This window comes from Roseobacter sp. S87, from assembly GCF_055693285.1.
Genome location: NZ_JBVFTR010000004.1, coordinates 1910771 through 1924229 on the forward strand (window position 1 = coordinate 1910771; position 13459 = coordinate 1924229).

Annotated in this window: 9 protein-coding genes; all 9 read right to left on the reverse strand. The window is 60.5% G+C overall.

The features are described from left to right. Positions 1–3 precede the first annotated feature (3 nt). The 9 genes from glgC to glpK all read right to left on the reverse strand — a co-directional run bounded on the left by glgC (position 4) and on the right by glpK (position 13386). On the reverse strand, positions 4–1263 hold the full coding sequence (glgC, locus tag ACZ1HA_RS10430) for a glucose-1-phosphate adenylyltransferase (protein WP_436399080.1): 1260 nt from the start codon (positions 1261–1263) through the stop codon (positions 4–6). A 44-nt stretch (positions 1264–1307) separates the two neighbouring features. After that, positions 1308–3506: a 1,4-alpha-glucan branching protein GlgB gene (gene glgB, locus ACZ1HA_RS10435; protein ID WP_472715318.1), complete on the reverse strand. Its 2199-nt coding sequence runs from the start codon at positions 3504–3506 to the stop codon at positions 1308–1310. A 30-nt stretch (positions 3507–3536) separates the two neighbouring features. Next, positions 3537–5954 (reverse strand): glycogen/starch/alpha-glucan phosphorylase, encoded by a 2418-nt coding sequence (locus ACZ1HA_RS10440; protein WP_472713808.1) that lies wholly within the window; start codon positions 5952–5954, stop codon positions 3537–3539. Positions 5955–6021: 67 nt separating this feature from the next. Continuing rightward, the gene (locus ACZ1HA_RS10445; protein ID WP_472713809.1) at positions 6022–6966 is read right to left on the reverse strand and encodes a carbohydrate kinase family protein; all 945 of its coding nucleotides are present in this window, start codon (positions 6964–6966) and stop codon (positions 6022–6024) included. A 68-nt stretch (positions 6967–7034) separates the two neighbouring features. Further along, positions 7035–7676, reverse strand: coding sequence for a bifunctional 4-hydroxy-2-oxoglutarate aldolase/2-dehydro-3-deoxy-phosphogluconate aldolase (gene eda, locus ACZ1HA_RS10450; protein ID WP_472715319.1), 642 nt, complete (start codon positions 7674–7676; stop codon positions 7035–7037). Positions 7677–7691: 15 nt separating this feature from the next. Beyond that, positions 7692–9497: a phosphogluconate dehydratase gene (gene edd, locus ACZ1HA_RS10455; RefSeq protein ID WP_472713810.1), complete on the reverse strand. Its 1806-nt coding sequence runs from the start codon at positions 9495–9497 to the stop codon at positions 7692–7694. A 38-nt stretch (positions 9498–9535) separates the two neighbouring features. Further along, positions 9536–10543 carry a type I glyceraldehyde-3-phosphate dehydrogenase gene (gene gap / locus ACZ1HA_RS10460; protein WP_375230586.1) on the reverse strand — a complete coding sequence of 336 codons (1008 nt, stop codon included), beginning with the start codon at positions 10541–10543 and terminating at the stop codon, positions 9536–9538. A gap of 202 nt (positions 10544–10745) precedes the next feature. Further along, a complete protein-coding gene (locus ACZ1HA_RS10465; RefSeq protein WP_472713811.1) occupies positions 10746–11891 on the reverse strand; it encodes an iron-containing alcohol dehydrogenase in 1146 nt (381 codons plus the stop codon). 7 nt (positions 11892–11898) lie between these two features. Beyond that, a complete protein-coding gene (gene glpK, locus ACZ1HA_RS10470; RefSeq protein WP_472713812.1) occupies positions 11899–13386 on the reverse strand; it encodes a glycerol kinase GlpK in 1488 nt (495 codons plus the stop codon). Positions 13387–13459: the final 73 nt, after the last annotated feature.

Below are 13459 nucleotides of genomic sequence, written 5' to 3' on the forward strand. Positions count from 1 at the left end.
CAGTCAGTGGTCCAGCTTGTCGATCATCGGCTGCGTGATGAGGCAGATTCCGTTGTCGGTGCGCCGGAACCGTTGTGCATCCAGTTCCGCGTCCTCTCCCACAACCAGCCCCTGCGGGATTTCGACCCCCCGGTCTACCACCACATTTGTCAGCCGCGCGTTCCTGTTGATCACCGCGTAGGGCATCGCAACCACCCCGTTCAGCTGGCTGAACGAGTGGGTCTGTACCCCGGTGAAAAGCAGGCAACGCTCCAGGGTGGAGCCAGAAATGATGCACCCGCCCGAGACCATCGACGACACAGCCGAGCCCCGCCGGCCTTCCTCATTGTGAATGAATTTGGCCGGCGCGGTCAGTTCCGAATACGTCCAGATCGGCCATTCCGTGTCATAAAGGTCCAGCTCCGGGTCAAAGTCCGTCAGGTCGATGTTCGCCTGCCAGAAGGCATCCACAGTGCCGACGTCACGCCAGTAGGCCGTCGCTTCGTTTTCTCCCCTGACGCAGGAACGGCTGAAAGGATGCGCAACCGCTTTACCTTCGCGCACGATCTTCGGGATCACATCGCCGCCGAAATCAAAGTTGTAGTCGGGATCGGCCTCGCACTGGGCCATGATCTCAAACATGCGGGCCGTTTCAAAAACATAGATGCCCATACTGGCCAGCGCCCGGTCCGGATCATTGGGCATGGCGGGCGGATCTTTGGGTTTTTCCACGAAATCGAGGATCTGGTCCTCGGTATCGACTGCCATCACGCCAAAGCCCGTGGCATCCATCCGCGGCACCTCTATGCAGCCAACCGTCACATCGGCACCACTTTCCACGTGGTGCTTGATCATCAGGGAGTAGTCCTGCTTGTAGATGTGATCGCCAGCCAGAATAATGATATACTTCGGCCCGTAGCCCTCGATGATATCCCTGTTCTGGGCGACAGCATCGGCCGTGCCCTTGTACCAGTTCTCATTGTTCATCTGCTGCGAGGCCGGCAGGATATCGAGGCTCTCGTTACGTTCCGCCCGGAAAAAGCTCCAGCCCCGCTGCAGATGACGGATCAGCGAATGCGCTTTGTACTGCGTGGCGACACCGATGCGCCGGATACCGGAATTGACCGCATTAGATAGTGGGAAATCGATAATCCGGCTCTTGCCACCGAAATACATCGCCGGTTTTGCGCGGATGTCGGTCAGTTCATAGAGGCGGCTGCCCCGCCCCCCTGCCAGGACAAATGCCATGGTCTGCTGTGCCAGCCGCTGCGATTCCGTGTTCATTCCGGTTCCTCCCCTTTTTCTCCCTGCTCCCGTGTATACCGCGATCAGTCGCGTGCGGGCACGAAAAACAGTGTACTCAGGGGCGGCAGCGTCAGACTGAGTGCCTGGTCGCTTCCGGCAACGCTCTGACCTGTGGCCTCAACGCTCCCCATATTTCCAAGTCCGTCCCCGCCATACTCGGCAGCGTTCGTGTTCAAACGCTCAAGCCAGCGGCCTGGTTCCGGAACCCCAACCAGATAATTGATGCGCGCAACCGGTGTCATATTGGACACCACCAGAACCGGCGGCACACCATCGTTTCCGTGGCGCAGCCAGGCAAAGACCGACATGTCCGCATTGGTTTCATCGCGCCATTCAAATCCGTCCGGGGATGCATCGCGCTGCCACAGTGCCGGATGGGCGCGGTACACCGCATTCAGATCCCGTACCAGCGACTGCACACCGCGATGGTGCTCACTGTCCAGCAGATGCCAGTCGAGGCTGCTGTCGTGGTTCCATTCTCGGCCCTGCGCGAACTCTCCGCCCATAAACAACAGCTTCTTGCCCGGATGCCCCCACATGAACCCGTAATAGGCCCGCAGGTTCGCAAATTTCTGCGCACCCTCGCCCGGCATCTTGTCGAGCAGAGAGCCTTTGCCGTGCACAACTTCGTCGTGGCTCAGCGGCAGTACAAAGTTCTCGGAAAAAGCGTAATGCAGGCCAAACGTCATTTTTGAATGGTGGAATTTGCGATGAACCGGGTCCTCGCTCATGTAACTGAGCGTGTCGTTCATCCAGCCCATGTTCCATTTGAACCCGAACCCGAGGCCGCCCTGATCCGCCGGGGCCGTCACACCGGGAAAGGCGGTGGATTCCTCGGCCACAGTCATGATGCCATGCACCTCGCCATATGCCAGCGTGTTCATGTCCTGGAGGAAACCGATGGCCTCATAGTTCTCGCGCCCCCCGTCCTTGTTCGGGATCCACTCTCCGTCCTTGCGCGAATAATCGCGGTAGAGCATGGAGGCCACAGCGTCGACACGCAGCCCGTCAATGTGGTGTTCCTTCAGCCAGTAAAGCGCGTTGGCTGTCAGGTAATTGCGGACCTCGGCACGCCCGTAATTGAACACCAGCGTGTTCCAGTCAGGGTGGAACCCTTCCTTGCGGTCAGCGTGTTCATAGAGGTGGCTGCCATCAAACACTCCCAGGCCATGCGGATCTTCGGGGAAATGTCCGGGCACCCAGTCGAGGATCAGCCCCAGATCAGCAGCGTGACAGGCCTCGACAAAAGCGCGGAACTCATCTGCGGTGCCGTGCCGGACGGTCGGGGCATAAAGACCCACGGGCTGGTATCCCCAGGACCCATCAAAAGGAAATTCCGAGACCGGCATCAGCTCAATGTGGGTGAACCCCATATCAGACGCATAGCTGACAAGTTCCCGAGCGTGCTCGGCGTAGCTCAGCGGCCGGTTGTCCTCTCCCGGCACGCGCCGCCACGAGCCCAGATGAACCTCATAGACAGACATTGGCTGATCAAAGCGCTGACGGGCATCGCGCCCGGTCATCCAGGGGTTGTCCTGCCAGTCATAGCCCTCGATCTGCCGTACCACCGACCCTGTGCGCGGCGGGTGCTCCGCGCCGAAGCCATAGGGGTCTGCTTTCTGTGGCAGAACATTGCCCAAAGCATCCAGGATTTCGTATTTATAAACTGTGTTCTCACTCACGCCGGGAACAAAAATCTCCCAGACGCCGGTTGCGCCACGCCTGCGCATGGTATGACGGCGCCCATCCCAGAGATTGAAATCGCCCACCACAGAAACCCGCGAGGCATTCGGCGCCCAGACCCCGAAATGCGTGCCGGCAACGCCCTGATGCGTCATCACGTGCGCACCCAGAACACGCCAGAGAGACCGGTGTGCGCCCTCGCTGATCAGGTGCTCATCCATCTCGCCGATCACCGGGCCAAAGCGATAGGCATCCTCTTCGGTCCAGGTGTGTCCGTTGCCCGTGATGCGATAGCTATACGCGAATGGTTTTTTGCGCCGGGACGCAACGCCTTCAAAGAGATCCGGCGCACCCGACACCGGCGACAGGCTGACAATTCTCCGTCCGGTTCTGGCATCCACGGCCTCAATGGCTTCAGCACCCGGCACAAAGGCGCGCAGCGTTAACCTGCCGTCAACCTCATGTAATCCGAGAACGGAGAACGGGTCCGGATGTGTCCCGGAGATTATTCTGTGCTTATCAGACTCGCTGAGGGTCAGAGAGCTTACTCCTTTCCGCGCCGGATCCGGTCAGGCCACATCACGGCGTGTGCTGCCCTGCCCGCTCAGGGACGAGACATTCCAGATGTCACGCGCATACCCGCTGATCGTCCGGTCAGATGAGAACCACCCTACCCGCGCAGTGTTGAGCGCGGCAAGTCTGGTCCAGCCACGGTGATCGGCAAAGGCAGCATCCACGGTGCGCTGTGTGTCAAAATAGCTGTCGAAGTCGCAGGTCACGAGGAAATAGTCATGCTCGATCAGTCCCGCGACCAGACCCGCGTACCGGTCCTTTTGTCCCGGCGAGAACACACCACTGCGGATCTGTTCAAGGACGCGGCCCAGGCGCGGGCTGGCATCAACTGCCCGCGCTGCATACCCCGGCTCCAGGCGCCGTTCAGCGACCTGAGCTGCCGTCAGGCCAAAGAGGAAAAAGTTCTCTGCCCCGACGCATTCGCGGATCTCGACGTTGGCACCGTCGAGTGTTCCGATGGTCGGCGCACCATTCAGCGCAAACTTCATATTTCCGGTCCCGGAAGCCTCTTTGCCTGCGGTCGAAATCTGTTCGCTCAGATCAGTCGCAGGGATCAGCAGCTCTGCCATCGAGACGTTGTAGTTTTCCGGGTAGACGACCTGCAGCAGATCGCGCGTGGCCGGATCAGCATTGATCATTGTGGCCACATCGTTGATCAGATGAATGATCTCTTTCGCCACGACGTATCCCGGCGCCGCTTTGCCCGCGAAGATCTTCACACGCGGCGTCTGATGGGCGCCGGGGTTGTCACGGATCTCGTTCCAGAGCGCCACCGTTTCCAGCAGGTTCATCAGCTGGCGTTTGTATTCGTGAATGCGCTTGATCTGCACATCAAACATCGCATCCGTGTTCAGGGTCACGCCGTCCCGGTCATGAAGCCAGGCCGCCAGACGCGCCTTGTTTGCATCTTTCGCGGACTGAAAACGGTCGATAAACGCTGCATCATCGAGATGCGCATTCAGCCCCTGCAGCTGTTCCAGATCATCAGGCCAGGCCGTGCCGATGGTGTCATTGATCAGATTGCGCAGCGGCGGGTTGCACGAATACAGCCAGCGACGTGGTGTAATGCCGTTCGTCTGGTTGATGATCCGGCCCGGATAGGCCGCGTTGAGATCGGCAAACACAGTTTCGCGGACCAGATCAGAATGCAGTGCGGACACGCCGTTCACCCGATGCGCCATGACAAAGGCCAGCTCGCCCATCTTGACCTCGCCGTGCTCGAAAATGCGGACGGCATCACCGGCTTCGGCGAAATGAGCAGCCTCGATCAGCTGGATAATCCGGTGGTGCCTTGGCAGCACACGCGCGATGAGGTCTTCCGGCCAGCGCTCCAGCGCTTCCGGCAGCAGCGTGTGGTTGGTATACGCGAGGCATCCGCGTGCGACCGCGATCGCGCGGGATACCTCAAAACCGTGCTCGTCTATCAGGATCCGCACCAGTTCCGGGCCAGCAATGGCGGGGTGTGTATCATTGAGCTGAATAGCTACATGATCGGCGAGCGTCTCCAGATCATCTTCTTCACTGAGAAACCGCCGGATCAGGTCCTGGAGCGAGGCCGAGGTAAAGAAATACTCCTGCTTCAGACGCAGTTCCTTACCAATGTCAGTTGTGTCATCCGGGTACAGAACGCGGCTGATCGTCCGGGCAAGTGCCTCCGGTGCGCTGGCCGCGAGGTAGTCCCCTCTGTTGAAGCTCTCCAGGTCAAAACTGATGTCCGGGCGCGCAGCCCACAGCCGCAGGGTGTTCGCCCAGCGCCCGCGCCAGCCGACTACCGGCGTGTCATAAGCAGATGCGATAACGGTTTCCGCCGGGTGCCAGATGGTTTTGTCGCCCTCTTCACTGACATGTCCGCCAAACCGGATCGGATAAGAGACTTCCGGGCGCTCAAACTCCCAGACGTGCCGTTGTTCCAGCCAGGTTTCCGCCGTTTCGATCTGGCGGCCCTTTTCGAAGTGCTGTTCAAACAGCCCATGCTCATAGCGGATACCGTAGCCGTAGGCCGGGATCCCGAGTGTTGCGAGGGAATCCATAAAACAGGCTGCCAGACGGCCAAGCCCACCATTGCCAAGCGCCGCATCCGGCTCGTCGGCAACGACCGCTGCGTAGTCCTGCCCCAGCGCAGCCATAGCTTCCTGTGCCACGTCTTCCATCCGAAGATTGACCGCGACATCCTCGATCAGACGACCAATCAGGAATTCCATCGAGAGATAATAAACGCGCTTGCCCCGGGCCTCGTAGGTCCGGCGCGTGCTCTCAAACCAGGGATCAACGACCATGTCCCGCAGGGCAAGTGACAGCGACATGCGCCAGTCATAGCGGGAAGCATGCGGCGCATCCTTGCCAAGGGATTGTTTGAGGTGACGCAGGATTGCGGCGCTGAACTCGTTCACGTCTGGAATGCTCTGATCAGGCATAAAATCTCTTTACTGTTTTCGGGGCCACGCACGCGCCCGGATTCGGAGCGAAGAACTTACTGCGAAGTCACGCAAGGTCCAAGCCGGAAAGCTCATGCGCCCAGGGTGGGTTCGCCCCGGCGCGCGAGACGGTTACGGCAGCGACCTCCGCCCCCCGTGCCAGCGCGCTTTCCATATGAGCCGCAGTGATGTCCGCAATCCGGTCCTTTTGCAGGAGATCACCGGCGTTCAGTGCTTCGATGACACCGGCGTTGAAAGTATCCCCTGCGCCGACTGTATCCGCGACTTTTACCTTGCGGGCCGGGGCCTCTGCATGGCTCCCGTCTGCCAGCCACGCTGACGCGCCCTCGCTGCCGCGTGTAACAATGACAACGCGCGGGCCTTTGCTTTGAATGGCCTGTGCTTTTTCGGCCAGCGGGCCCGGCCCGGGCAGGATCCACTCCAGGTCCTCATCCGACACTTTCAGGATATCTGCCCGCGCGATCATAAGGTCGAGACGCGCCCGGTAACGCGCCTCATCCCGGATAAAGCCCGGGCGGATGTTCGGATCCATCACAATCGCCCGCGTGTCTGCATCACGCAGGGCAAGTCCCGCGTAAAAATCCGCGCAGGGCTCGCTGATCAGGCTGATCCCACCGAAATAAAGCGCACGCACGCTGTCCGGCAGGTCCGGCAGCTGGTCGGGGAAAAGGCTGCGGCCTGCAGTGTTCTCGTCGTAAAAGGTATAAGTGGCATGCCCGTCGGTCAGTCGCACAAAGGCCAGCGTGGTCGGCAGATCAGACAGCACAGCAAAGCCTACATCCACACCACTTTCCTCAAGCCCCTGACGCAGCTGTTCACCAAACAGGTCCCGCGACAGCCCGGTCAGAAAGCCGGTGCCGACGCCAAGCCTGCCCAGCGCGATGGCTGTGTTGTAAACCGCCCCGCCCGCATGTGGCACAAAGCCCGTTCCACCGGTTGTCACCGGGGCCGGGATCATATCGATCAGCGCCTCTCCGCAGCACAGTATCATGGCATCCCCGAAAATAAGTCGCCCGGTTTATCCCGCCCGGGTCGGGTTACGTCAATGGTTCAGGACTGTCAGCGCGCCAGCGCCGCGGCTTCTGCCGCCAGTGCCTCAACCGCCGCCCAGTCCCCTGCAGCCACCTTGTCAGCAGGCGCGACCCAGCTTCCGCCAGCGCAGATCACATTGGACAATGACAGATAATCCATCGCATTCGACGGGCTTACGCCACCGGTCGGGCAGAACGAGATCTGCGGCAGTGGAGCGCCGATTGCTTTGAGCGCGGGTGCCCCGCCCGAGGCTTCCGCCGGGAAGAACTTGAGCACATCATAGCCGCGCTCCAGCATCCGCATGGCTTCTGACGCCGTTGCAGCTCCGGCCAGAAGTGGAAGTTCATGTTCCTCGCAGGCTGCGATCAGGGCATCTGTCGCTCCCGGCGAAACGCCAAAGGTCGCGCCGGCGGCTTTTGCAGCGACCACATCTGCCGGTGTCACAAGCGTACCTGCCCCGACAACACCGCCGGGCACCTTTGCCATTTCCGAGATCACATCAAGCGCCGCCGGCGTCCGCAGCGTCACCTCAAGCGCCGGCAGCCCACCGGCGACAAGAGCCTCCGCCAGGGGCCGCGCAGTGGTGGCGTCACGGACCACCAAGACCGGCACAATCGGTGCCAGACCGCAGATTTCGCGGGCGCGCTTGCTGGCCTGATCAGGTGTCATCATTGCTCAGTTCCTTCAGTAAAAAACGCAGGCGCCGGTATCAGCTGTGCCAACTTCCCTGCGGAAATTCCGGAAGAGTTCACGGCCGAGCCCAAACTCGTTTCCGGAAAGATCGGCCGTGGCGGCCGGACGCTCCAGCACACCTTCGGTCAGGATATCAAGCGTCCCGGCGACCGCATCAACGCGGACCAGATCGCCATCCTGCAATCGGCAGATCGCGCCACCATCCAGCGCCTCCGGGCTCACGTGAATAGCTGCAGGCACCGATCCGGACGCGCCGGACATGCGGCCATCCGTGACCAGTGCTACATTCAGACCTTTTGCCTGCAGGTTTTTCATCAGCGGCGTCAGGCTGTGCAGCTCCGGCATGCCATTGGCCTTTGGCCCTTGAAACCGCACGACCACAACAGTGTCTGACGTGATTTCCTGTGCGCGGCAGGCAACCTTCACTTCTTCCTGATCGTTGAACACCCGAACAGGTGCCTCGACGATCTGATGTTCAGGCTTTACGGCTGAAACTTTCATTACGGCGTTACCCAGCGACCCGGTCAGACGTTTCAGACCTCCTGTCTGCTGGAACGGGTCAGCGGCAGGGCGCACGATCTTTTCGTTCAGGCTTTTGGTCGTTCCCGGCTCCCAGACGGCTTTACCATCCCGCAACTTCGGCTCCTGCGTATAGAGCTCCAGACCGCCACCCGCGACGGTTCTGGTATCAGCATGCAGCAGGCCTGCCCCCAGCAGTTCGTGGATCATGTACCCCAGCCCACCAGCAGCATGGAAATGATTCACATCCGCCAGCCCGTTTGGGTAGACGCGCGCGAGCAGCGGGGTGACCTCGGAAATGTCCGAAAAATCCGCCCAGTCGAGCACAATCCCTCCGGCCCGCGCCATCGCAACAAGGTGGATCAGCAGATTGGTTGATCCACCTGTGGCGTTCAGTCCGACAATCCCGTTTACAAACGCCTTTTCATCAAGGACATCATAGACCGGCGTATAATCATTGCCGAGATCGGACATGGCCAGCGCGCGCCGCGCACCTTCCTTGGTGAGAGCATCACGCAGCCCGGTGTTCGGCGTTACAAAGCTTGTCCCCGGCAGGTGCAGCCCCATGAATTCCATGAGCATCTGATTGGTATTTGCCGTACCATAAAAGGTGCAGGTCCCGGGCCCGTGATACGCCCCCATTTCCGCTTTCATCAGCTCTTCGCGACCGACTTCCCCGGCTGCAAACTTTTGACGGACCTGGCTTTTCTCTTCGTTGGACAAACCCGACGTCATAGGCCCCGCCGGCAGGAAAATCGTTGGGACATGCCCAAAGGTCTGTGCCGCGATGACCAGTCCGGGGACGATTTTGTCGCAAACGCCCAGGTACACGGCTGCATCGAACGTGTTGTGGCTCATTGCCACCGCCGTTGCCATTGCGATGACATCCCGGGAAAAGAGACTGAGCTCCATGCCCGGTTCGCCCTGGGTGACCCCGTCACACATCGCCGGCACGCCGCCCGCGACCTGCGCGGTGCCGCCAGCCTCGCGCGCAGCATCCCGGATCAGCTCCGGGAACCGTTCAAACGGCTGATGCGCTGAGAGCATATCGTTGTAAGTGGTCACGATCCCAAGATTGCCGGCCGACTTGTGCGCCAGCGCATCCTGGTCCTGCCCCGCGCCCGCATAGGCATGTGCCTGACCGCTGCAGCTGAGATGCGCGCGGGCGGGTCCTTTTGAACGGGCCGCCTTCATGCGGTTCAGATAATCGCCACGCGGGCCTTCGCTGCGCGCGATGATCCTGTCGGTCACGCGCGCAATTGTATCATTCAGTGTCATAGTACCTCCTCAGAGAAGGTGTGTCAGGGGAAGCCGCCTCAGGTTTTGGACAGCTGGGCCAGCTTGCGGCCCGTGTCGACCATGCGGTTGGCAAAGCCCCACTCGTTGTCATACCAGCTCACAACGCGGATCAGGCCGTCTGCTGTCACGCTGGTCTGCGCCGGTGCAAAAGTGGACGAATGCGGATCATGGTTGAAGTCGACCGACACCAGCGGATCAGCCTCATACCCCAGAATGCCCTTCAGCGGACCATCGGCGGCGGCTTTCATCGCTGCGTTGATTTCATCCTTTGTCGCGGGCTTTTCGGGCACGAACGTCAGATCGACAAGCGACACATTCGGTGTCGGCACCCGCACTGCGGAGCCCTCAAGACGCCCCTCAAGATGCGGCAGAACCAGCGAGATTGCCCGCGCGGCGCCCGTTGAGGTCGGAACCATTGACAGCGCGGCGGCGCGGCCCCGGTAAAGATCCTTGTGGGCGGTGTCATGCGATGGCTGGTCACCGGTGTAAGCATGAATTGTGGTCATATAGCCGGTTTTGATCCCGACAAGCTGGTCCAGAATGTAGGCAACCGGTGCAAGGCAGTTTGTTGTACAGGACGCATTGGAGATGATGACATCGTCCTTCGTCATGTCCTTGTCGTTCACGCCAAACACGACTGTTCGGTCCACGTCAGTGCCCGGTGCAGAGATCAGAACGCGTTTAGAGCCGTTCTTCAGATGCGCTTCGGCTGCGGTGCGCTTGGTAAAGAAGCCCGTGCATTCCATCGCGACATCCACGCCGCCCCACGGCAGTTCTGCCGGATCACGCGTCGCGGTCACCTCAATGCTCCTGCCGTTCACAACGAGCGCACTGCCTTCGACCGAGACCTCGCCCTGAAAGCGCCCATGCACGGAATCGTATTTCAGCAGGTGTGCCAGAGTTTCCGGGGAAGAGAGGTCATTAATAGCAACGACTTCGACATCGGAAATGTCATTTTCTGCCAGGGCGCGCAGGACGCCGCGGCCAATGCGGCCAAATCCGTTGATTCCGACAGTATGCGACATGTTGTTTCTCCTGAATCGGCTGGCCCGCGTGAATTGCAGGCGGTCTTTGTGTCTGTTAGCGCTAACGACCACATTCGCGCGGAAAGTGCAATGGTTGATTTGCCTGTCGGGCGGCTCTGGGGTGCGTCATATCTGCGCGGGCAATGCCCGCATAGCCTGCAGATAGCGCTGCGAGGCACGGTTGACAGTAGCGGCCGCCCGATCAGAGGGCGTCGCGGATAACCTCGACGAGCGTCTGGCGTGGCAGACGACAAGGGTTGGCCCGCATAGAGGATGCGGTCTCTGCCTCGGCGGCAATGGCCTCAAGGTCAGTGTCCTGGCTGACCCACTGGCCCAGCCGCAGGACATCCCAGCGATCAAGCAGCGGCTGAATCCGGGCGAAGTCTCCATCCGGCAGGCCGAGCGAGACAGAAAGCATTGATGCAACTTCGTCAAAGCGGATCGTATCCGCACCGATCCGCTGCATCTCTCTGGCATTCGCGTGCAGAACCGGACCAAGCAAACGCCCACAGATCAGCCCATGCGGTGCCCCCAGACGCCCACCAAGTACGCCCGCGAGCCCATGCACCGCGCCGAGCCCAGCATTCGCCAGCGCCAGACCACCGGCGAGACTGCAGAACGCCATCGTATCCCGCGCGGCGGGATCCTCGCTTTGCTCCAGGATGGCCAGCGCCCGCAGCCCCTGCGGTATTGCTGCGCGGCAAAGTGCGTCTATCAGCGGATTGGTACGGTTGCAGAGATAGGGCTCAATCACCTGCGTGACCGCGTCGAGGCCGGCGGCCAGTGTCATAGCACGCGGTGCGCCATCTGTAAGCGCTGGATCAATCAACGCAATGTCAGGCAGTATACGGTCGTCGCGCAGACTGACTTTGCGCCTCGCCTCAGGGACAGCGATCACGGCGTTCTTTGTGACCTCAGCACCCGTACCGGAAGTCGTCGGAATAGCAACGAACGGCATGGGATCTGCGGCAAGCGGTGCGCCCCCGCCCACACCTTCCAGGTGGTCCATAACATCCGTTGTACCTGGCAGCAGTGCGGCAAGCGCTTTTCCAAGATCAACAACCGCACCACCTCCAACCGAGACGACCACCGTGCATTCGGCGCGCCGACCGGCGTCCAGCCCGGCTCTGACCATATCGACATCCGGTTCAGCAGAGCAGAAAACTTCACAGACGTCTGCGCCTGTGTCTTCAAGCTCCTGGCGCAGCGTATCGGCAAAAGCCACCGAACGGCCCCGCACCAGCAGCGCACGCGTGCCGAAACCCATGACAATGCCCGAAGCTTTTGCCGACTGCCCGCGGCCGAAAAGGATTTGTCCTGCGGTCAGAAAGCTGAATGGATCAGACATGCCCGGATCAGTAGGCCAGCGTCGATTGCACAGCACGCTTCCAGTTGCCGTATTTCTCATCACGTTCCGCATCGGGCATCGCCGGATCAAACGTGCGTTCCAGCCGCCAGCTCTGCGAAAAGCCCTGCATATCCGGATAGACGCCCGCGCGCTGTCCTGCCAGCCAGGCGGCCCCAAGGGCAGTGGTTTCCAGAACCTCAGGCCGGTCGACAGACGCCCCGATGATGTCCGACAGAAACTGCATCGCCCAGTCAGAGGCCGACATGCCGCCATCCACGCGCAGAGTGGCACTTGCCCCCTCGCCCTGCCAGTCGGCCTGCATCGCCTCAAGCAGGTCGCGGGTCTGATATCCTACGCTTTCGAGGGCCGCACGGGCGAATTCCTCCGGACCCGAATTACGGGTCAGACCATAAACTGCGCCGCGGCATTCCGCATGCCAGTAAGGTGCGCCAAGGCCCACAAAGGCCGGCACAAGTACGATATTCTGGTTCGGGTCGGCTTTTTCCGCCAGGGGCTGCGTCTCGGCAGCGTCCCTGATGATCTTCAGACCGTCCCGCAGCCATTGCACAACCGCACCGGCCACAAAAATAGACCCCTCCAAGGCATAGGTCGGCTTGCCGTCAAACTGATAGGCGATGGTGGTCAGCAGCCGGTTTTTCGACGTGACTGCCGTCTCACCGGTGTTGAGTAGCGCAAAACACCCGGTGCCATAGGTTGATTTCAGCATACCCGGCTCAAAACAGGCCTGACCTATTGTGGCGGCCTGCTGGTCACCTGCTACGCCCAGAATTGGCACCGGGCGGCCAAAAAGATCAGGACGTGTTGTTCCGAAATCAGCAGCACAGTCCCGGACCTCGGGCAGCATATTCATCGGGATATCAAAGAGCTCACAGATCGTCGTGCTCCAGCGCCCTTTGTGAATGTCATAAAGAGACGTGCGCGCGGCATTCGTCGCATCAGTCACATGCGAGACGCCACCGGTCAGCTTCCAGATCAGAAAACAATCCACCGTGCCGAACAGCAGTTCACCACGGCTGGCCCGGTCGCGGGCACCCTCAACATGATCAAGAATCCACTTCAGTTTCGTAGCGGAGAAATACGGATCCGCTAGCAGACCGGTGCGGTCGGTGATCATTTTGTCATGACCCGCTTCGCGCAGCTCGCGGCAGTAATCCGCTGTGCGCCGGTCCTGCCAGACAATGGCGTTGTACACCGGTTTGCCGGTTTCCTTGTCCCAGACCACGACCGTTTCACGCTGGTTCGTGATCCCGATGGCGGCAATGTCCTCGGGTCCAAGGCCCGCCTTTTCTATGGCCGCACGGCATGTCCCGGCGGTGGTCGACCACAGATCACCCGGATCATGTTCAACCCAGCCGCTGTCGGGGAAATGCTGTGGGAACTCTTCCTGCGCAGTCGCGGTAATCTTCATGTCCGCGTCAAACAGAATGGCGCGCGACGAAGTGGTTCCCTGGTCAATGGCGAGAATATGGGTCATGGCAGCCCCCGGCGTTTTGATTGAATTTCGGGCGGGATTAACCCGCAAAAAAGGCCGGGGCGCAAGTCGTGCG